General features: G+C 30.4%; 22 protein-coding genes. 5 read left to right on the plus strand and 17 right to left on the minus strand.

The genetic code is table 11. The features are described from left to right. Positions 1-107: 107 nt before the first annotated feature. Positions 108-275 carry a zinc-ribbon domain-containing protein gene (locus tag KQI86_RS16355; RefSeq protein ID WP_027623829.1) on the minus strand — a complete coding sequence of 56 codons (168 nt, stop codon included), beginning with the start codon at positions 273-275 and terminating at the stop codon, positions 108-110. A 168-nt stretch (positions 276-443) separates the two neighbouring features. Further along, the gene (locus KQI86_RS16360) at positions 444-1025 is read right to left on the minus strand and encodes a DUF1836 domain-containing protein (protein ID WP_216440496.1); all 582 of its coding nucleotides are present in this window, start codon (positions 1023-1025) and stop codon (positions 444-446) included. Between the two features lie 290 nt (positions 1026-1315). Here KQI86_RS16360 and trhA point away from each other — a divergent pair, with 290 nt between their 5' ends. Beyond that, a complete protein-coding gene (gene trhA, locus KQI86_RS16365) occupies positions 1316-1963 on the plus strand; it encodes a PAQR family membrane homeostasis protein TrhA (protein ID WP_216440497.1) in 648 nt (215 codons plus the stop codon). Positions 1964-2090: 127 nt separating this feature from the next. Here trhA and lplA read toward each other — a convergent pair whose 3' ends face one another. The 12 genes from lplA to KQI86_RS16425 form a co-directional block, all read right to left on the minus strand. After that, on the minus strand, positions 2091-3098 hold the full coding sequence (gene lplA / locus KQI86_RS16370; RefSeq protein WP_216440498.1) for a lipoate--protein ligase: 1008 nt from the start codon (positions 3096-3098) through the stop codon (positions 2091-2093). Next, positions 3088-4788 (minus strand): dihydrolipoyl dehydrogenase, encoded by a 1701-nt coding sequence (gene lpdA / locus KQI86_RS16375; RefSeq protein WP_216440499.1) that lies wholly within the window; start codon positions 4786-4788, stop codon positions 3088-3090. The genes lplA and lpdA overlap by 11 nt, the downstream gene beginning before the upstream one ends. A gap of 86 nt (positions 4789-4874) precedes the next feature. Beyond that, positions 4875-5228, minus strand: a complete 354-nt coding sequence (locus tag KQI86_RS16380) for a carboxymuconolactone decarboxylase family protein (protein WP_216440500.1) — start codon at positions 5226-5228, stop codon at positions 4875-4877. Between the two features lie 147 nt (positions 5229-5375). Then, positions 5376-5813: a MarR family winged helix-turn-helix transcriptional regulator gene (locus KQI86_RS16385; protein ID WP_216440501.1), complete on the minus strand. Its 438-nt coding sequence runs from the start codon at positions 5811-5813 to the stop codon at positions 5376-5378. A gap of 137 nt (positions 5814-5950) precedes the next feature. Next, positions 5951-7339, minus strand: coding sequence for an MATE family efflux transporter (locus KQI86_RS16390; RefSeq protein ID WP_216440502.1), 1389 nt, complete (start codon positions 7337-7339; stop codon positions 5951-5953). A 113-nt stretch (positions 7340-7452) separates the two neighbouring features. Further along, entirely contained in the window at positions 7453-8121 is a 669-nt protein-coding gene (locus tag KQI86_RS16395; RefSeq protein WP_216440503.1) for a DUF421 domain-containing protein, read from the minus strand. Positions 8122-8174: 53 nt separating this feature from the next. Next, positions 8175-8546 (minus strand): DUF4363 family protein, encoded by a 372-nt coding sequence (locus KQI86_RS16400; RefSeq protein ID WP_216440504.1) that lies wholly within the window; start codon positions 8544-8546, stop codon positions 8175-8177. 170 nt (positions 8547-8716) lie between these two features. After that, complete coding sequence (locus tag KQI86_RS16405) at positions 8717-10168, minus strand: TrkH family potassium uptake protein (protein WP_216440505.1); 1452 nt, start codon at positions 10166-10168, stop codon at positions 8717-8719. Continuing rightward, positions 10119-11525 (minus strand): Trk system potassium transporter TrkA, encoded by a 1407-nt coding sequence (gene trkA / locus KQI86_RS16410; protein WP_216440506.1) that lies wholly within the window; start codon positions 11523-11525, stop codon positions 10119-10121. The genes KQI86_RS16405 and trkA overlap by 50 nt, the downstream gene beginning before the upstream one ends. A gap of 121 nt (positions 11526-11646) precedes the next feature. Then, positions 11647-12012, minus strand: coding sequence for a DUF4363 family protein (locus KQI86_RS16415; protein WP_216440507.1), 366 nt, complete (start codon positions 12010-12012; stop codon positions 11647-11649). Positions 12013-12028: 16 nt separating this feature from the next. Next, positions 12029-12742, minus strand: coding sequence for a YetF domain-containing protein (locus tag KQI86_RS16420; RefSeq protein WP_216440836.1), 714 nt, complete (start codon positions 12740-12742; stop codon positions 12029-12031). A 176-nt stretch (positions 12743-12918) separates the two neighbouring features. Beyond that, the gene (locus tag KQI86_RS16425) at positions 12919-13560 is read right to left on the minus strand and encodes an aspartate/glutamate racemase family protein (protein ID WP_216440508.1); all 642 of its coding nucleotides are present in this window, start codon (positions 13558-13560) and stop codon (positions 12919-12921) included. Between the two features lie 179 nt (positions 13561-13739). On the opposite strand from KQI86_RS16425, the gene KQI86_RS16430 reads away from it, so the two are divergent. After that, positions 13740-14183, plus strand: coding sequence for a cell wall hydrolase (locus KQI86_RS16430; RefSeq protein ID WP_216440509.1), 444 nt, complete (start codon positions 13740-13742; stop codon positions 14181-14183). 35 nt (positions 14184-14218) lie between these two features. Next, positions 14219-14707, plus strand: coding sequence for a hypothetical protein (locus KQI86_RS16435; protein WP_216440510.1), 489 nt, complete (start codon positions 14219-14221; stop codon positions 14705-14707). 241 nt (positions 14708-14948) lie between these two features. Here the strand turns inward: KQI86_RS16435 and KQI86_RS16440 are convergent, their stop codons facing one another. Further along, positions 14949-16874, minus strand: a complete 1926-nt coding sequence (locus KQI86_RS16440; RefSeq protein WP_216440511.1) for an ABC-F family ATP-binding cassette domain-containing protein — start codon at positions 16872-16874, stop codon at positions 14949-14951. A gap of 159 nt (positions 16875-17033) precedes the next feature. On the opposite strand from KQI86_RS16440, the gene KQI86_RS16445 reads away from it, so the two are divergent. Together KQI86_RS16445 and KQI86_RS16450 are read left to right on the plus strand one after the other, a co-directional pair. Then, a complete protein-coding gene (locus KQI86_RS16445; RefSeq protein WP_216440512.1) occupies positions 17034-18590 on the plus strand; it encodes an ABC-F family ATP-binding cassette domain-containing protein in 1557 nt (518 codons plus the stop codon). Positions 18591-18799: 209 nt separating this feature from the next. After that, a complete protein-coding gene (locus tag KQI86_RS16450; RefSeq protein WP_216440513.1) occupies positions 18800-19426 on the plus strand; it encodes a helix-turn-helix domain-containing protein in 627 nt (208 codons plus the stop codon). Between the two features lie 78 nt (positions 19427-19504). Here the strand turns inward: KQI86_RS16450 and KQI86_RS16455 are convergent, their stop codons facing one another. Both KQI86_RS16455 and KQI86_RS16460 read right to left on the minus strand, forming a co-directional pair. Then, positions 19505-20092, minus strand: a complete 588-nt coding sequence (locus KQI86_RS16455) for a DUF1700 domain-containing protein (protein WP_216440514.1) — start codon at positions 20090-20092, stop codon at positions 19505-19507. Beyond that, positions 20085-20408, minus strand: a complete 324-nt coding sequence (locus tag KQI86_RS16460; protein WP_216440515.1) for a PadR family transcriptional regulator — start codon at positions 20406-20408, stop codon at positions 20085-20087. Before KQI86_RS16460 ends, KQI86_RS16455 begins: the two co-directional genes overlap by 8 nt. Between the last annotated feature and the right edge of the window lie 116 nt (positions 20409-20524).

The following is a 20524-nucleotide window of genomic DNA, read 5'->3' on the forward strand; positions in this document are numbered from 1 at the left end:
AATGTAACATACTGTTGATGAGATTCCAGAGACTTGAAATTAGGTGTTTTAGACAATAAACAAAAACCCCTATAAGATTAATCTTATAGGGGTATAGCATTCAAAAATTATCTTCTGAATCCTCTGTTGTTGTTTTGTTGCTTTCTTGCTCTTCTGCAATCAGCACATCTTTGTGGTTCGTTTTCGAATCCTTTTTCTTTGTAGAACGCTTGTTCTCCTTCAGTGAATATGAATTCTTTTCCGCAGTCTTTACATACTAATGTTTTATCTGCCATTTCAACATTCCTCCCTTTTGATTCAAGATTTAAAACATGACTAACCTACTTTCCTCAAAATGGGAATGTTGTTCATCACTTAAATCTTTTTCAATAATACGTTAGATTTCTTCTAACTTTTACATCATAACATATAACTCTTTCTCAGTCAATATGTTTTCTGCTTTTTTAGAAAAATTTATCAATAATTTTTTCCGCTAATCTTTTTTCTATATTGGCTCTATTTATAAGGGTAAGTACTAGTAATATCAACTTAATATATTCTTCATCTTCTTTAAAATTATCCGCTTTTTCGTTGATAATATGTACTAATTCATTCAATTGTTCCTGAGCTACTTTTTCTTGACTTTGTTTAATTTCCAAAAAATTTTGATATAGGTTTTCAACTGTTGACAGGTTACTTTCTTCTTGTTGTGGAATCTTTGAAATATGATTAAATAAAGTGCTAATATCAGCTAAAGATAAATTTTGCTTTAAATTATATATTAAATTTAATAGTATTATCTGCTCTTTATTATACTTTTTTCCCTTTACTGGCGGAAGAATCTTAGCTTTAGCATAGTTATTTATCATAGTTTTTGTCATTATTTTTTCATCTTTATTTCTTCTTAAATTATTAAGCTTCATTTCAAATAAAGTAATAACTTGATCCATATATAAATCAATATCTGGAATATCAGAAAGATTAATATCCTCAAAAGAAGTAACTTCATTAATTACTTCATATATTTCTTCTTCTCTAAATGCCACTCCTATCACCTCATAGTATAATTATATAGTATTTAATACTACTAATCTACATATTAATACTCTTTAATATTTCTTAATACTATTTAATATTTTTGTAAATGACAGTTCATTACTCCTCATCCATCGGATAAATTTAAAATATTAGTTCATAATAAAAATAACACTAAAATATATTAATTATACCTATTGAAATATTATTTTAATTAGTATAATATATTAATATAACATAATATAGTTTTCAATACTACATATCATGGTATTAACTATATAAGAAGAGAGGATTGGTATATATGTTCAAAAATTTTAGAGATCCTGTTAGCGGATTGACTCACTTATTCGGCGCACTTGCCTCTGTGGTAGGTTTAATAGTATTAATAATACTATCCATTAATGAAACGAGCTGGCATGTGATAGCTTTTTCTATTTTTGGCGCTAGTTTAATACTTTTATATACTGCCAGTTCTATTTACCATCTCATCCCGGGCTCTGAAAAATTAATAAAATTACTACGAAGAATAGATCATTCTATGATTTATGTACTCATTGCCGGAAGCTATACGCCCATTTGCCTCATTGCATTAAAAGGCGTTTGGGGTTGGAGCATATTTACTATTATCTGGAGTCTTGCCATTATTGGGATAGTTGTTAAAAACTTTTGGTTTAATGCGCCTAGATGGCTTTCTACCTCCTTTTATCTTCTTATGGGCTGGTTAGTAATTATAGCTATCTATCCTTTATCTAAGGTTATTCCAAGTGGCGGAATGTTATGGTTAGTAATAGGAGGAATAGCTTATACTATTGGAGGCGTTATATATGGAACGAAATGGCCAAATATTAGTTTTAAACATTTTGGTTTTCATGAAGTATTTCATATATTCACACTTGCGGGAAGCTTTTGCCATTATTGGTTAATGGTTAGATATGTTTTATATATTTAAAAAATGTACAACATTTTTGTAAGAACATAAAGTTGATTAAAAAGTTAAGAATTAAGAGTTGAGAGAATTCTCAACTCTTAATTTATTATAATTATCAATTAAAAAGTCTATTTCTTACTTTTACTATTCATATTAATTTTGGAACATTTTCTATAATCATTTCTTTAACTAAATCTAATATAATCTTTCCTTTACAGGAAAACAGCTGTCTATTTTTGTCTAAAACTTCAATGATATTATCTTTATTAAATACACAGCCTTCAAGTATTTTTTCTATTATTGTAAATTCTTTTGTGTAAAGAGAATCCGTATATATCTTACATTTTTTAATTTCACTATCTTCTGCAGAAATATTGATTTCTATTTTACCCTCGCTGGTTACTCTATCTATAGAAATATGAAAATCAGGACTATCTCCATATATCCATTGAGAGCTTGAGTATTTATTTGTGAGTTCATGGAGGTCTAAAACTTCTTCATCCAAATATTTTATATCATTTATCTCTCCATACTTAACTTCAAAAGCTCTTATTAGAGATTTCATAAGGGACTCTATTGTTAAGTCCTCCCTATATTCTTTTAAGTTAGCAACTCTGCTCTTTACAGAATCTATACCCTTGGAGGTTAATTTATGAGTTGGTGGAGTTAATATTGCCGTAAGTTTTTCCACATCTACTTTATAAAGTAAAGTTCCATGGTGATAATATTTGTTATTATCCCAATAGAAAGCATTCCCTGATATCTTCTTGCCATCTACTAAAATATCGTTTCTTCCAGAAAAACTACTTTCAATTCCCTGTTCTTTCAAAGCCTCTATTATTACTGATAATTGCTTAGATAAATCCTCGTTTTTCTCCCCAGTTAAAAAAGTAAAATTAAGATTTCCTAAATCATGATAGACAGCTCCTCCCCCTGAGAGTCTTCTAGCTATCTTACCTTTCATATTAGAAAGTTTTTCTAAATTACATTCCTTCCAGGGATTTTGGTTTCTACCTATAACTACTGTATTTTCATTTCTCCAAAGGTATAATACCATCTCATCTTCCTCTATATTATTTAATAGGTATTCTTCTAAAGAAAGATTAAAGTATGGATTAAAGCTATTTGATATTATTACTTTTCTTTTAGATATCAAAATGTATAGCACCACCTGTCAATGCTAATGCAGCTTCATGTATAGCTTCTCCGGTAGTAGGATGAGCAAATATTGTTTCTTTAATTTGTTCTTCTGTAAGGTTGTTTTTAATTGCTAAAGTCAATACTCCAATTAAATCTGAAGCATGTGGTCCAACTACAGAAGCACCAACTAGAGCATTTGAATCCATATTCTTTATTATTTTAACAAAGCCCTTTTCTTCACCATAGGTTAGTGCTTTTCCGTTAGCCATAAATGGGAACTTACCAACCTTTATATTCATTCCTTTTTCTAGAGCCAAGTTTTCTGTTATTCCCACAGTTGCAACCTCAGGTATTGTGTATACTACTCCTGGAACTGCTGAATAATCTATTTCTTTTTCTTCTCCTAAAATATTGTCTACTGCTATCATGCCACCATGAGATGCTACATGGGCAAGCCCTATCTTATTGTTTACATCTCCTATTGCATAAATATTTTCTACATTGGTTCTTAATCTGTCATCAACCTTTATTCCTTTTTTATTATCATTCAATTCTATTCCAACTTTTTCAATGCCTAAGCCTTCTAAATTAGGTTCTCTTCCAATGGCTACTATAACGTTATCACAAGTTACTAATTTTTCCTCTCCATTGGTTTCAAAAACAACAATAGCCTCTCCATCTTCACTGTTTTTAACACTGGTTACTTTAGATGATGTGTAGAATTTTATTCCCTTTTCTTTTCCTATAGAAACTATTTCATCAATTACATCATCATCCATTGTACAAAGTACTTTTGGCATATATTCTACTACAGTAACATCTACACCAAAATTAGCATATATAAATGCAAATTCCATTCCAATAACTCCACCGCCTATTACTACCATTTTGCTTGGAAGTTTTCTCATATCTAAAGCTGTAGTACTATTTAATACCTTATCGCTATCAAAACCTTCTATATTAATTTTAGAAATCTTTGAACCTGTCGCAATAATAATATTTTTTGTATTGATAGTCACTTCTTCTCTTTTACCTTTTACAAATACTTTGTTTTTATCTATTATCTCACCAGCACCAGTGATTTTTTCTATAGAATTTTTTCCTAATAAAAAGTCTATACCACCTACTAATTTATCTACTATTCCATTTTTTCTATCTATAACTTTCCCCATGTCTACTGACGCTTCTGAAACCTTTATACCAAAATCTTCGCTATGCTTTATATCATTAAATACTTCTGAAGATCTCACTAAAGCCTTTGTCGGTATGCATCCAACATTTAAACATGTGCCACCTAATCTATCTTTTTCAACTAATACAGTTTTCAGCCCTTTTTTTGCAGCATAAATGGCAGCTACATATCCTCCTGGACCAGCACCTATAACAGTTAAATCACATTCTACTTCTCTTTTTGTTGGTTTTAGCATAGAAGCAAAATAGTCCATTCCTTTAGGTTTTTGCTCAGTTTTTACTACTCCTTCTATGAGGGCAACAATATCTCCTACATTTACTTCGTCACCTTCTTCTACCTTTAATTCCTTTAACAAACCGGAACAATTAGATTTTATTGACGCATTTCCTTTATCACATTCAACTTGTAAAATAAGGTCGCCTTCTTTTAAATCGCTCCCTACATTAGCGTTTATTTTACCTACTTTTCCCTTTTTGCTATGACCTGCTAATTTTTCTATCTTCAATTCAACCATTATTTTCCCTCCTAAAAAGAATATAACTATACCTGTGCAAGTTCATGCACAGGTATATATTTAAAATTATTTGAGATTACTTGAAATTATTTAAAATCTTTTTCGAATTCATCAATTGAATCTTTAAGAAGAGTTACTGAGTATGCCATTGCTGGACCACCACCAAAGGCAACTGCTACCATAGCTGCTTCCATTATTTCATCTCTAGTTGCACCTGCTTCTAATGCTTTGAATACATGGAATACTATGCAATATTCACAACGGTTATATGCTGCAACTGCTACACTTATAAGCTCTTTTGTTTTAACATCTAATTTTCCTGGAGCATATGTAGTCCCTAATAAATTCATAAAAGCTTCTACATGTTCACCATTAGTAGCTCCTAAATCTTGTAATCCACCTAAAAAAGCATTTAACATTTCTCTTGGATCTTTCTTCATAATACCTCTTCACTCCTTATTAATTTAACTTGTTATGCTAATTGTTTACATGCCAATACTTGCTATAGCAAGTATTCTTATAAATAATAATACCACTATAAGGTGGTATTATCAATAGTAGTTTGTTAAAAAGTTTTCAATGTATTTCTACTGGTTATTTTTTGTATTTACATTTGTTATAATCTGTTGCAATACTTCTTTAAATATCTTTAAATGTTCTTGGCTAATACCATGGATTCCCTCTCTTGAAAATTCTTCTCCGATAGGTATAACCGCCTCCCTTTTTTCACTACCTTTCTCTGTCAAATGAAGCTTTGTTACTCTTCTGTCTTCAGTATTTTTTATCCTTTCTACAGTGCCTTCCTTCTCCATTCTATCAATCAATCTTGCAACAGTAGATTCTTTAATATTCATCTTATCTGCTAAATCTTTTTGAGTTATTCCTTTTTCTTCTCCTATATAATAAAGGGCAATCCATTGAACTCTTGTTATGTCATGAAGAGCTAATCTATGATTAAAAGCCTCCACAATTTCCTTCGTGCCTCTACTAGTTATAATTCCGATACAATCATCTAAATTAAACATAAGAACCTCCTTTTTTAAAAATTGCTTGTACAATTTTTACATAAGAATTAAGAATTAAAATTTTACATAAAAAAAGTTTTAATGTAATTATACATAATTAATCTTCTTTAGACTACTAATAAAATTTATCCTTGAAACTAATATCCGTTTGGTACGGGTAAATTTTCTTTTATTCTAACTTTTTTATATTTCCTGTTTAAGTATATTACAAACCATGATGTTAGAATTATTCCTTTAAGCACACTACTTAAACTTATACTCCACCATACTCCATTAAGTCCTAATAATTTTTCAGAAGATAATATTAAAGCTGCTGGTATTCTAAGTGCTGTAAATATTATTCCTATCAATGAAGGTGGTACAGTTTTACCTAAACCATTAAAAGCTCCTGCAGTTGTAATTTCAATGCACATAAATAGCTGAGAATAAGACAATATTTTAAGGTAGTCCACACCTAATGGTATAACATGCTTCTCTGGAATAAATAAAGCGAATAAAGGCTTGGATCCAAAATAAAGTAAAAGAGTAGTACCTATTCCTAAAATGCTAGCTGCTAATAATGCCTTATAATATCCTTCGTAAATTCTATCCCATTTTTTCGCTCCATAATTTTGTCCTACATAGGCACTTAGAGCTGTAGAAAATCCTCCAGCAGTCATCCAGGAAATCGCTTCTATTTGAGACCCTACCTTTTGAACCGCAATAGATGCATCGCCAAAGTCCGAAACTATTCTAGCTATAATCATAGCGAATATACAAAATAGTCCATTTTGCAATGCTACAGGCATCCCATATCTAAATACTGATTTTACACAATCAATATCAAATTTCTCTAATAGATTCACATCTTTTAATAAATCCGTCTTTTTAACTATTGTATATATAAAGCAAAATGAAACTACAAATTGCGCAAAAACTGTAGCTATGGCCGCCCCTGCTACCCCAAGCTTAGGAATAGGTCCAAAGCCAAAAATCAATACAGGATTTAAAACTATATTAACTAACAATCCTATAATATTAGTTTTAAAAGGCGTCTTACTATCTCCATATCCATTAAATATTGATGTACAAATAGGATTTATAAAAAAGAAATTTAATCCTAGCGCAGCAATTAAAAGATAGTCTTCTGCCATTTTCACAATAGAGTTTTCTCCTAAATTAAAAAATCCTATTAAACTTTTCCTAAATATAATCAAAATTAATGCATAAACAAATCCCATTATAATATTTAGCTTTACTGTATTCTTTATATATTTTTTAGCCCTTTTAGTGTCTCCTCTACCAATGGACTGGGCTACTCCAATTTCCGCTCCTGCTTTCGACAAAAAAATGATTGAGTTAGCAAACCAAGTAAAGAAACCAGCAGTACCTACCGCTGCTACAGCCTTACTGCTTAATCTTCCTAGATACAGCATATCCGTAAGATTGTATGCCATTTGAATAAAGGATGTCCCTATAATTGGCATAGATAATTTCACTAGTGTTGTTAATATATTTCCTTCAGTTAAGTTTAATTTTTTCTCCATATCTTCCTTTACCTCTTAATAATATTCTAAATTTACAACAAGTAATATTTTAGCACAAAAAGTCGTTAAGGGGTAAAAAAAATCATACTGCTTTTCTTACAATTACAATATGATTATTTTTTTACAATATTTAATTTCCATGATGGAGTTAATTCAGCTAAGGCTATTTCTCTATAATCCTTTACTCCTTCTTTCTTTAACTGATGCATAAGCCACTCTTCATTACGTTTAATATGTATTATATTAGTATGCAAAATGGCTCCATCCATAATCAGCGGAATAGTAATTCCTTCCTCTTTAGATTTTATATTTAAATCTTTTAGCTTAACAGGACTATTCTCAGCTTTAGGAAATACTGATACATTACCCTGCGGTTCTATTATTGCTGTATGTATCTCTGATATATTATCATACCCCTGCTGGCGAAGTAGACCTTTTAATTGGTTTAAACTTAATCCCATATATTTTAAAGCCTTCATATCTAACTGTCCATTTTCTATAACAATAGTTGGGAGATGTTCAAATATTGGGTTTAGTTTATTTATAATAGCCAAACGAGAAGTCAGTAGCATCAGTAATATTAATAATCCTGAACCATATACTGATTTTACAATTACTTTATCCACTAGTGGCTCTGCAGCTACGTTAGATAAAATCATGATACCAGCAATTTCATAAGCAGTCATCTGTGCAATAGCCTTTTTAGTCAAAGTTCTTGCACAAAGATAAGTGAAGAAATATACTACTACAACTCTAAAAGTATATATAAAAAACTGTTGCATATTTAACCCTCCTTGAAATCAAATCCTCATTTATACGATAGCCATCATTTACATTAAGGTCCAGAAAAGGGTCTAATTACATAATCAATAGAATACTTAAGGGATCCTATATACTCTAAGGCCGTTTTAGATTCCTGTTGAACTGCATAATCCAATTGTCCAAATATGTAGTCAAAATTAATAAATGCCTCTGTAGCATTATTCATTTGAATTATAGGCCTTTTTTCAATATAAATTTCTTTTAACTCTTTCATACCTTTTTTGGCCTCCTGCCAATTGTCATTACTTATGCTATGCTCTATCTGTTGAAGCTTAATTTCTATATCATTTTTGGGTAAAATTTTATAAAATATAGCCCATAAACCAATAAAAGCTATAAGCCATACAAAAGCAACAATACCTCTTATATGTTTTCTATTAAACAATAGTATTTTACCTCACATTTAACTTTATTTTTTAACCTTATTTTAATTAAATTAACTTGATAGAATATGATCTTATAATATATTGTGTGACATATTTGGGGATTTATACTAAAATATAATGCAATAAAACCGTATACACATCAGGTATACGGTTTCATCTATACTTTATTTTATACATTTACCTTTTTCCAAAAGGTTGGAAATATCAATAATAACATTGGATATATTTCAAGTCTACCTATAATCATACATAAGGATAATACCATCTTTGATAGATCTGAAAACTGTGAGAAGTTTCCCATTGGTCCTACCATTCCAAGTCCTGGACCTATATTTCCCAAAGTAGCAGCTACAGATGTAAAGGAAGTTAACATGTCCTTTCCTTCTAATGATATTATTAAAAGAGCTATAATAAATATGAAAATATACATAAAGAAGAATGAAAGTATCTCTGTTAAAGTTTCCTCTTCAATAGATTTATTACCGAATTTAACTGTATAAACTGCTCTAGGATGTATTATCTTCAATAATTCTCTTTTCATAGCTTTAAAAAGTAGGAGTATTCTAATATTTTTTATTCCTCCACCTGTAGAGCCAGCGGATCCTCCCACAAACATTAATAATATTAATATTATCTTACTAAAAGACGGCCATTGATTAAAATCTGTAGTAGCATATCCTGTAGTAGTTATAACTGACGCTACTTGAAATGAGGAGTGTCTCAACGCTTGTCCTAAACTCTTAAATACATTACCATAAATATTTATTGTTATTAGAATTATTGATGTTGCAACTATTCCCATATAAAGTCTAAATTCTTCATCTTTAAAAATTGCTTTAACATTTCCTTTTAAAGCTTGGTAATATAAAGAAAAGTTTACTCCACAAGCTAGCATAAAAATTGTAATTATAATCTCTATATAAACGTTATTATATGCTCCTATACTTAAATTCTTAATAGAAAATCCTCCCGTCCCTACTGTTCCAAAGGTATGTACCAAGGAATCATATAGGGGCATGCCTGCTAGCACAAGTAGTACTACCTGAATAATAGTTATACCGAAGTATATTATATACAATATCTTAGCTGTATGTCCTAGTCTTGGAACAATCTTTCCTGGTGTTGGGCCAGGACTTTCTGCCTTCATTATCTGAAGACTTCCTTTTCCAACAGAAGGTAATAGAGCTAAGGTCATCACTAGTACTCCCATTCCTCCTGCCCAATGAGTAAAGCTTCTCCAAAACAAAATACCCTTAGGCAACCCTTCAATCTCCGTCAAAATACTTGCACCTGTCGTAGTGAACCCTGAGCTTGCTTCAAAAAAACCATCTATAAAAGAAGAGGTTACTCCACTAAAAACAAAGGGTAGTGATCCAAAAAAAGAAATTAGTATCCACCCAATAGCAACAATAGCGAATCCATCCCTAGCGTAGATATTTTTATTTTTAGGTTTTACTGATGCTGCTAAAAATCCTACTATTAATAGTATAACTATGGTAATTATAAAAGCTCTAATATCGTAACCTTTATTTATAATAGATACAAAAAGAGAAGGAACCATTATAAAAGCTTCACATATTAATAAAATCCCCAAATTTTTTAAGACCATTCCAAAATTCATTTTCCAATCCTCCATTTGCACTTGCGATTAAATCATCAATGCTATTAACATTTTTACATTTTGTGATTACAATAACACGATCTCCTTGAATAATAGAATCATTACCATTGGGAATTATAATATCATTTTTTCTAACTATGGTTGCAATAATAGAATCTTCTTTAAATTTTATATTCTTTAATGGCTTATTTATATAGCTACTTTTATCCTTTGCTATAAATTCTAATATTTCAGCCTTTCCTTCTACAATACGATATAAAGATTCCACTTTATTTCCTCTGACATATTTCAATATTTGATTTGTAGTAATTGCCTTAGGACTTATAACATGGTCAATACCTAAGTTATTTAATACATTCATATAATTGCTTCTACTATTTTTAGCTATAACCTTTTTCACTCCACTTTGTTTTGCCAAAAGAGATGATAATAAGTTTTCTTCATCAATTCCTGTTACAGCAATAAATGCATCCATGTCCTGTAAATTTTCTGATAGTAATATATCTTCATCAGTACCATCTGCATTAATAATAAGCGCTTTAGGGAGAAGCTCTGAAAGCTCTACACAGCGCTCTCTATCTATTTCAATAATCTTAACCTTCATTCCCATCTCCGATATTATATTAGTTAAATAATAAGCAATTCTTCCTCCGCCTAGGATCATAACATTCTTAAATTTTAAAGGTATTAACCCTACTAATTTACAAAAGTTATATAAACTCGAAGACTTTCCTATAACATAAATACTATCATTTTCTTGAAGCACTATATTTCCACTAGGAACAATTACTTCCTCTCCTCTTATAATAGCACCAGCTAAAGCTGATATATTGGTGTTATAAAAAATATTCTTTAAATTTTTCCCAATGATGGGCATACCTTCTGTCAACTTTAATTGAATCATTTTTACTCTACCTTTTGCAAAGCTTTCTACATTTATAGCTGGAGAGAAATTGAGAGATTGTGCTATTTCATCCGCTGCAGCTAATTCTGGGTTGATGACCATTTCTAGTTCCAACTCTTCTCTTAATAAAGAAAGTTCTTTGGCATATTCCGGATCTCTAATCCTTGCAATAGTATGTGCCGCTCCTAATTTTTTCCCAGTTAGGCAAGCTACCATGTTTATTTCATCACTTCCAGTTACAGCCATAAGCAAATCTGCTTCATTTACCCCTGCTTCTAATAGAATATTAGTGCTAGTACCACTGCCTTTAATACACATTACATCTAAATTTTCTTCTGCTTTTCTTAAAATTTGGGGGCTTTTATCAATTATAACCACATTATGGTTTTCCTTTTCTAAATTTTCAGCTAAGTTATAACCTACTTTACCCGCTCCAATTATGATGATGTTCATAAAATCCTCCTAATTGACTTATGTTAAGCCTGTAATCAAAAATATCTAAATAAATATTGTATGATATAGAATATATTATACAATAAAATAAAAACAGTGGTATATGTTAATAAAATTTTATTTACTTTCCTAAATTTCGCCAATGCTCATAAGCTTCATTTAATTCCATTAAAGCTGATGACTTATCCTGAGCCATAACAGCTCCTTTTAAACGAGCTAAACTAGCTCCTAGTGAATTTATTTCGTCTCTCTCTGAGCTATATTGCACCCTTTTCACTATTCTTCTCCATGCATCGTCCAATAAATTTATACTTTCATCAACCTGCTTCCAATTCTCATGATTAACCTGATCTATAGTTGTTTCAATAATTAGCGGAAGATTATCATTTTTACCTAAGGGTCTTTTTAAATAATTACCACTTAACATAATTAATATAAAGAATATCAATATAACAACTGGAATGGCTTTCTCGAAAAACTTCCTCATATTATATTCTCCTTACTTATTTTTTTGTATTATCTTTATTTTTTCCATTATCCTCATATTTATCAATATAAAGATTCCCTGTAGACTCTAACGTAGCTAAAAACACTTGTGATATATCTTTTACTTTTTGTTTCTTTAATTCTTTTATAAGCCAATTTTTATCCTTTTTAATTTTAGCTAGGTTTTCCTCAATAATCATTCCATCATAGATTAATTCAGTACTAATATTAGATGGCTGAACAGATATGTTCATATCTTTAGGTGTTAATGGATTATGCTCTGCTTTTTTTAGAACAGAAATGTTGCCATTAGGCTCTAATATAGCAAATTCAACTTCACTCAAATCAAAAATATCCTTATTTCTTAAGAGTTGCAAAACATCCTCTATTCTATATTTCATTTTTCTTAGCGCATCTTCCATTATTTCGCCATTCATAATTACTATGGTAGGTTCGCCATCTACATATTTAGCTATATACATCCATTTTATAGTCATGGATTGCAGTAAAAAACTTAGTATTGCCCATGTAAAAAGCCCTACCCAGTGTGGCCATGCCCTACTAGATAAATCCGTAGTCAATGAAGCAGCAATGGAACCAATTGTTATCCCTAATACGTAGTCAAAAAATGTTAACTGACTTATTTGTTGTTTTCCTAAAGCTCTAGTAAAAATAAAAAGAGAAAAATACCCTATAATAGATCTTACTACAACTACCAATCCTTCACTCAATTTATCCACCTCTATCTATAAATCCTCTTAAGTATATTTTGCAACACAATCCTATATTTATACTTAAATTGAAGTGAATAGCGACAAATAAAAAATGAAGAATATAATGATAGGCCTTCCACAAAGTTCATACCAATATTCTTCATTCTTAATTCTTCACCTTTAAATCTTTATTCTTAAACTATTAATTTATCTAACATTTTAACAGCCGGATCTATAATGGGTATAGAGCTTTTTTCCTTTAACTCTTTGCAAAAATAAGGAAAATGAGTGCAACCTAAAATTATTACTTCACATTTAATGCCTTTTAAAAATTCCATAGCCTTATCTAAAGCAAGTTTCTCTATAATTTCTTTTGGTTCCATACTCATTTCAATTGCATTTACAATAGGTAATGCGCCAATTCCTATTATATGAGCTTTCGGATTGCACTTTTGTATAATTTTTTCAATACCAAAAGTACTTTGATTATTAGCTGCCAATACTCCTATAATATTAAATTTTTCCCCCATATCAACATATACTTGAAGAGGAGTCACAATATTTATATTAAATTCCCTAGCTAACTCTTCCATATCAACAGCTGCACTTAATGAATTGCAATATACAAATATATTTTTTATGCCCTTGCTTTTAATAGTTTTTATTTTCTCTTTAACCATATCTTTTAGTAAATCTGGATATAAAACCTGAAGAATCGATTGCTCATCTGGTATTCTTGAAATAGGATACCCTTCAGAATCATATCCATGCTTTTTTAAAAATTTTTGCCCCAACTTTGTATCAACTGGAGTTCCTGCGATTACAGCAATATCCATACTAATACCCCCTTAAAAATTATTATACATTTCAACTTATGCTTTATATTACATTTTACTTTATATTTAAATATTAACATAAATAATTTAATTTAGTTAAAATATTGTAGTTTTTCAAGAACTTTTTATCTCTCTAATAAATATACTAATACTGTAGCTTTATTAAGGAGATGAACTTAATGTCTTATGATAATAGAGAGCTATTAGCTAGGCTTATAAAATGTGAAGCCGGCGGTGAAGGTGATAATGGCATGAGAGCAGTTGCTTCAGTAGTTATGAACAGGGTTAATGTATCTTACGGTGAGTATCATAGACTAGGCCAAGGTGATATAAGAAAAATTATTTTCCAACCTGGTCAATTTGATTGTGTTGCTTCTGAACTATATGGGGTGCCTAATCCCCAAACAATTTGGGCCAGTCCTCCGGAGGAAATACATTTTGAAATTGCGGATTGGGCATTAGCTGGAAATAGATTGTATACTACCGGTGCTTCTTTATGGTATTTTAATCCTTATGTAGAAACATGCCCTTATATCTTCCCTCGTAATGGTAGCGGTAGCTTTCAAGTTAGGGTTGCCAATCATTGTTTCTACAATCCTACAGAGCTTTATGCCCAAACTTAATCTATAATAATATAATTTATAAGGAGGTCGTTCTTTTGTTTACAAGAATGCCAAATAATTATTACGATTATCCAATGTGGGACGAACCAGCTATGGATTATCCCTATACAACAAAACCAGAAATTCATTTTGATACACCATCTTACGAGAGACAAGAATTTCCACCTGCTACAACCCCAACCCCAACACCAACACCAACACCAACACCAACACCTCCACCACGTCCTGGTACCACAGGAGGCCCTAGCTTAGTAATAGAACCTGCTCCACCGGTTCAACAAGATACAAATTATACTCAAGGTTGGTTAACAACACAAATAGGAAACTATGTTAAAATCGAGTTTCTAATTGGAACCAATATGCTAATTGACCGTGAAGGTGTTTTATTAGAGGTTGGAATTAGTTATGTTGTCATACGAGAAAGTGGAACAAATGATATGTTAATGTGTGATATATATTCTATTAAATTTGTAAGGGTTTTCGATGACCAAGAAAGAATGTTAAGTCTTTACCAAAGTAGATAATATATTAGCATTTCAATATAATAAACATACATAAGAGTAATAATTGAGTGATTTATAATAACATTAATTTTTATCCTATAAAGGCCGTATACACATTATGTATACGGCCCATACTTTTGCGGAGGTTATCTGTATCCACAAAATAATTATTTTTTATCTTCTTAGATTTACCTTCAAAGGTTTTAATTATATATTTAATATAATTATATCTTTTTTGACATTATATGTCCACAACAATAATTTAATCTATTGTATTATCATTAGCTTTCTCTTCAGCAATTTTTTCTGCTATTTCATTAAGATAAACCCATGTCTCCATTTTTTCTTCTAATTGCTTTTCAACCTCTTCCTTCTCTATCAATAGATTTTGCAATTTGCTATATTCTGCAGCGGCATTATTAATATTAATCTCAAGTTGTTGTAATTTATCCTCAAGTTCAGAAATAACGCTGTCTATTTCTTCATACTCCCTCTGCTCTTTATATGAAAACTTTAATGGCTTATCTTTTCTTCTTTGTGAATTATTTTCCTTATGTGTTATCTGTATTCCTTCATTATTATTGTTTATATTTTTATTTATTTCTCTATCATTATTAATTTTTTCTTTTAAATCCGAGTAATTACCAGTATTTTGAGATATATTTCCATAACCTTTAAATAAAAATATTTTTTCTGCTACCCTATCTAAAAAATATCTATCATGAGAAACAGCGACAACTGCCCCCTGAAAATTATCAATATAATCTTCTAAAATTGTTAATGTTTCAATATCTAGATCATTAGTAGGCTCATCTAAAAGCAATACATTAGGGCCCTCCATAAGCGTTCTTAGTAAGTATAATCTTCTCTTTTCCCCACCAGAAAGTTTAGATACAGGTGTCCATTGCATAGATGGGGTAAATAAAAATCTTTCTAACATTTGCGATGCACTTATTTTCTCACCATCAGCAGTTGTTATTATTTCTCCCCCTTCTTTTATATATTCTATAACCCTCAAGTCTTCATTCATATGATTGGTTTCTTGAGAAAATAGACCTATTTTAACTGTCTCTCCAACTTCAACTTCTCCACTATCTGGCTTCATTCTATTAGACATTATATTTATAAGAGTTGATTTCCCAAAACCATTTGGGCCAACTATTCCTATTCTATCATTTCTAGTTACTATATAATTAAAGTCCTTTATTATTTCCTTGTCACCAAAGGATTTATTTATATTTTTTAATTCCATAACTTTTTTACCTAGATAGCTCCCTGCCACAGAGATTTCAACTTTTTTATCAAAAGATTCTATACTTTCTTCGCTTAACTTTTCAAAACGGTCTATTCTAGCTTTTTGTTTAGTACTTCTTGCTTTTGCACCTCTTTTTATCCAAGAAAGTTCTTTTCTTAAAATATTTTGTCTCTTTTTTTCAAGAGATTCTTCCATCTCTTCTCTTTCCATCTTCTTTTCTAAGAAGCTTTCATAGTTACCATCATATGTGTATATATTTCCTCTATCTATCTCAGCAATTTTATTTACTACTCTATCTAAAAAATATCTATCATGGGTAACCATAAGAAGAGCTCCTTTTCTTTTATTCAAGTACTCTTCTAGCCAATCTATAGTTTCATTATCCAAATGATTTGTAGGCTCATCTAAAATAAGCAATTCACAAGGATTGATAAGAGCTGAGGCTAAGGCTATTCTTTTTCTCTGCCCTCCAGATAAACTCCCTACCTTGGCGTTAAAATCTGATATACCCAATTTCATCAATATGGATTTAGCTTCACTTTCTATTCCCCAGGCATTCATAGCATCCATTTTACCAGTAAGCTTCATTATATATTCACTTGAGCTATTAACATTTTCTATGGCTTTTTCATATTCTCTTATCAACTCCATAATTGGTGAATTTCCTTTAAATACTTGTTCTAATACTGTAGCTTCAGTTTCAAAATATGGATTTTGAGAAAGGTATTCTATATTTACTGAGTTACCCTTTATTATTCTTCCTTCATCTATACTTTCTTCTCCAGCTATTATCTTAAGTAATGTGGTTTTTCCTGTCCCATTTATACCTATTACTCCAATTTTATCTCCATCATTTATGCCTAAATTTATATTTTTAAACAGTTCTTTTTCACTATAACTTTTACATAGGTTTTCTATACTTATTAAATTCATGTTATTTCCTTTCTTAAAGAGATTTACTTTTATTTTCTTTATAACATATAGTAAAAAAAAGAGCAAATATAATAATTTTACTTTAAAAAATTTCTACAATCTTATATAATCTTTTATGTATGTTTTAAAATTTGAAACCATTGAGAAAGGAATTGAGAAATGAGTATTCTATCAGTTAAAAATCTTAGCCACGGTTTTGGTGACAGAGCTATTCTAAATAATGTGTCCTTTAAACTTTTAAAAGGAGAACACATTGGACTTATCGGCGCTAATGGTGAAGGAAAATCTTCTTTTATGAGTATCATAACTGGCAAATTAGATCCAGATGAAGGAGAAATAGAATGGGCTAAGCGTGTTAGAATTGGTTACCTAGACCAACATACAGCATTAGAGCGTGGAATGACAATTAGAGAGGTTTTAAAAGGTGCATTTAAATATTTATTTGATTTAGAAACTGAAATGAATGAAATATGCGATAAAATGGCAACTGCCACGCCTGAAGAATTAGAACAATTATTAGAAGATATGAGTACAATTCAAGATATTTTAACGCATAATGACTTTTATATCATAGATGCAAAGGTTGACGAAGTAGCCCGTGGTATGGGATTAATAGATATAGGCTTAGATAAAGATGTAAGTGATCTTAGCGGTGGTCAAAGAACTAAAGTTTTACTAGCAAAATTATTGCTTGAAAAGCCAGATATCCTTCTTTTAGACGAGCCTACTAACTACTTAGATGAACAACATATAGAATGGTTAAAGCGTTATCTTCAAGAATATGAGAATGCATTTATTTTAATTTCTCATGATATTCCATTCTTAAATAGTGTTATTAATCTTATATACCATATGGAAAATCAAGAATTAAACCGTTATGTTGGCTCTTATGATGATTTTATGAAAGTTTATGAAGCAAGAAAGCAACAATTAGAGGCTGCTTATAAAAAGCAACAACAAGAAATTGAAGATTTAAAAGACTTCGTTTCTAGAAATAAAGCTAGAGTTTCTACAAGAAATATGGCTATGTCTAGACAAAAGAAATTAGACAAAATGGAAGTAATAGAACTTGCTAAAGAAAAGCCAAAACCTGAGTTCAATTTCAAAGATGCTAGAACCTCTGGAAAGCTAATTTTTGAAACGAAGGATTTAGTAATTGGATATAGTGAACCTTTGTCTAAACCTTTAAATCTTCGCATGGAACGAGGTCAAAAGATTGCTCTTGTTGGAGCTAATGGACTAGGAAAAACTACACTATTAAAAAGTATTTTAGGAGAAATTAATCCAATATCAGGTTATGCAGCTCTAGGTGACTACCTGCACATAGGATATTTTGAACAGGAAATTAAAGAAGCTAATTATAACACTTGTATAGATGAGGTATGGGGCGATTTCCCAGGCTTTACTCAATACGAAGTGCGTGCAGCCCTTGCAAAATGTGGACTTACCACAAAGCATATAGAAAGTAAAATAGTTGTATTAAGTGGTGGAGAACAAGCTAAAGTTAGATTATGTAAATTAATCAATAAAGAAACTAACCTACTAGTTCTAGACGAACCAACAAACCACTTAGATGTAGATGCTAAAGAAGAGCTTAAACGTGCACTTAAGTCCTATAAAGGAAGCGTACTTTTAATCTGCCATGAACCAGAATTTTATAAAGATGTGGTAACAGAAGTGTGGAACTGCGAAAATTGGACTACTAAAATTTTCTAGTAGTTCAATATGTAGCACTTTATTGAAAGTACTATAAATACTAGCATTGAAACAGCAGTAATATTAACAAGTATTATTGCTGTTTTCTATTTTCTTATCATCTTAACATAAGGGTTGCAACTGGCAGTTGCGAAATTGAAAGGGCCATTTGATGGTGTGCAACCGTAAAGAATGTTAAACTTATTCCATAAAACAAGGGAGGTGTTTCAATGACATTAGGTGAAAAAATTCAAATGTGTAGAAAGTCAAAGGGCTTATCACAAGAGGAAATGGCTTCTGGTCTTGGAGTGTCTAGACAGGCTCTATCAAAATGGGAGTGTAATACATCAATTCCTGATGTTGATAAAATTATTGCGTTAAGCAACTATTTTAGTGTTACCACAGACTATCTGTTAAAAGATGAGTATATAGATGAAAATGTGATCTTAAGAACTGAAACAAAGAAACAGAGCGGAAATATCCCTATTGCTATTTCTACCGCAATAATTGCAATAGGTCTTATTATCGCTTTAGCAATGGCTAATGATGGAACTCTGTTTTTCTATTGGCAATTTACCTCTGCTGCATTAGGCATGGGTATTCAAATCGCTGGAATATGCATTTTTGAGGTTTTATATTTTAGTAAGCATTTTGAAATAAAAAACCAGTATTTATTTTGGGCGATTAATACTTGGCTATTATCCATTATGCCCATCATTCTTTCATTAGGTATATTGTCCAAACTATTAAATAGATTTGAAGTTTTTCATTATTCCTTCAATATTATGCTATTTTACCTTATTTTTAATGGAGTAGTAACATTCATTTTTTCAAAGAGATGGTACAATGCAAAATGAGAAAAATCCTTACTTAATTAAAACATTTTTTCGATAAAAACGGTATGCTAGTTTATTATTTTAGCATACCATTTTACATTAGCTCTCATATCCATTGCTCAATATTTGAAACTTTACACTTTTATTAAGATATATAGAAACCCATTTAAAGTAATTTCCTGTATATGTTTTTAATAATTTATGTAGATAATAACCAAGTGCTGTACATAAGGCCGTAACTACCAACTGTACTAAGTAGTTTTCGAAACCTATATTTATTGGAAGACTTGGGAAGATCCAATGTAATATAAGGAAAACAGGCGTTGTGAGCAATATATAAGCTAAAATATATAAAGTAATAATAAGGAGACTTATACTCAAAATTAATGGTACAATTGCAAGCATATTGAATATTCCAATTATTATATTTGCAATGGCAAACAATTTACTAGAATTATTCTTTGTGTTTTTAACCTGATCTGAATGCTCAGCATGATATTCTGATATAATATTTCTTGCAATAACATTAACATCACCAAGATTACTTGATATTTCTTCTTCTGACTTACCAATTAGTATACCTTCTTCAAAGTGATTATAATAATCTTTTAATATATCATTTCTATAATTTTTAGGTAAATTCCCCAGGCTTTTTTCTAACTGCTCTAAATAACTGACCTTATTCATTAATATCAACTCCTTTTAAAAAATCTGTTACTGAATTGAATATTCTAAACCATTCTTCCCTTTGATTTTTATAATGTTCAATACCGCTCAAAGTTATTTTATAATACTTTCTTGGAGGTCCTACTGAAGACTCTTTTATATAGTATTCTAAATATTTGTCGTTCTGCAGTCTTTTAAGAAGAGGGTATATTGTTCCTTCTGAAATATCTATAATTTTAGAAACCTGATCCACTAATTCATAGCCATAACAATCTTTTCTATATAAACTTTCTAATACACACAATTCAAGTACACCCTTTTTTAACTGAATATCCAAATTTCCACCTCCTACTGTATAGTATAATATACGGTATTATATAATACAAGATAGTGCAAAATAAATTAGCACTACCTTGTTCCATATTTTGGTATAAAATGTTATAATAGTATTTA

The organism is Clostridium mobile (genome assembly GCF_018918285.1).
GTDB classification, from domain to species: domain Bacteria; phylum Bacillota; class Clostridia; order Clostridiales; family Clostridiaceae; genus Clostridium_AW; species Clostridium_AW mobile.

Excerpts from the sequence above, each read along its gene's own strand:
- KQI86_RS16385 (WP_216440501.1), bottom strand. The coding sequence starts at position 5,813 with ATGTTTAATTTAGATGATTGTATCGGAATTATAACTAGTAGAGGCACG.
- KQI86_RS16445 (WP_216440512.1), top strand. The coding sequence starts at position 17,034 with ATGAGTATTCTATCAGTTAAAAATCTTAGCCACGGTTTTGGTGACAGA.
- lpdA (WP_216440499.1), bottom strand. The coding sequence starts at position 4,788 with ATGGTTGAATTGAAGATAGAAAAATTAGCAGGTCATAGCAAAAAGGGA.
- KQI86_RS16405 (WP_216440505.1), bottom strand. The coding sequence starts at position 10,168 with ATGAATTTTGGAATGGTCTTAAAAAATTTGGGGATTTTATTAATATGT.
- KQI86_RS16415 (WP_216440507.1), bottom strand. The coding sequence starts at position 12,012 with ATGAGGAAGTTTTTCGAGAAAGCCATTCCAGTTGTTATATTGATATTC.
- trhA (WP_216440497.1), top strand. The coding sequence starts at position 1,316 with ATGTTCAAAAATTTTAGAGATCCTGTTAGCGGATTGACTCACTTATTC.
- trkA (WP_216440506.1), bottom strand. The coding sequence starts at position 11,525 with ATGAACATCATCATAATTGGAGCGGGTAAAGTAGGTTATAACTTAGCT.
- KQI86_RS16395 (WP_216440503.1), bottom strand. The coding sequence starts at position 8,121 with ATGCAACAGTTTTTTATATATACTTTTAGAGTTGTAGTAGTATATTTC.
- KQI86_RS16380 (WP_216440500.1), bottom strand. The coding sequence starts at position 5,228 with ATGAAGAAAGATCCAAGAGAAATGTTAAATGCTTTTTTAGGTGGATTA.
- KQI86_RS16425 (WP_216440508.1), bottom strand. The coding sequence starts at position 13,560 with ATGGATATTGCTGTAATCGCAGGAACTCCAGTTGATACAAAGTTGGGG.
- KQI86_RS16440 (WP_216440511.1), bottom strand. The coding sequence starts at position 16,874 with ATGAATTTAATAAGTATAGAAAACCTATGTAAAAGTTATAGTGAAAAA.
- KQI86_RS16355 (WP_027623829.1), bottom strand. The coding sequence starts at position 275 with ATGGCAGATAAAACATTAGTATGTAAAGACTGCGGAAAAGAATTCATA.
- KQI86_RS16450 (WP_216440513.1), top strand. The coding sequence starts at position 18,800 with ATGACATTAGGTGAAAAAATTCAAATGTGTAGAAAGTCAAAGGGCTTA.
- KQI86_RS16390 (WP_216440502.1), bottom strand. The coding sequence starts at position 7,339 with ATGGAGAAAAAATTAAACTTAACTGAAGGAAATATATTAACAACACTA.
- KQI86_RS16455 (WP_216440514.1), bottom strand. The coding sequence starts at position 20,092 with ATGAATAAGGTCAGTTATTTAGAGCAGTTAGAAAAAAGCCTGGGGAAT.
- KQI86_RS16430 (WP_216440509.1), top strand. The coding sequence starts at position 13,740 with ATGTCTTATGATAATAGAGAGCTATTAGCTAGGCTTATAAAATGTGAA.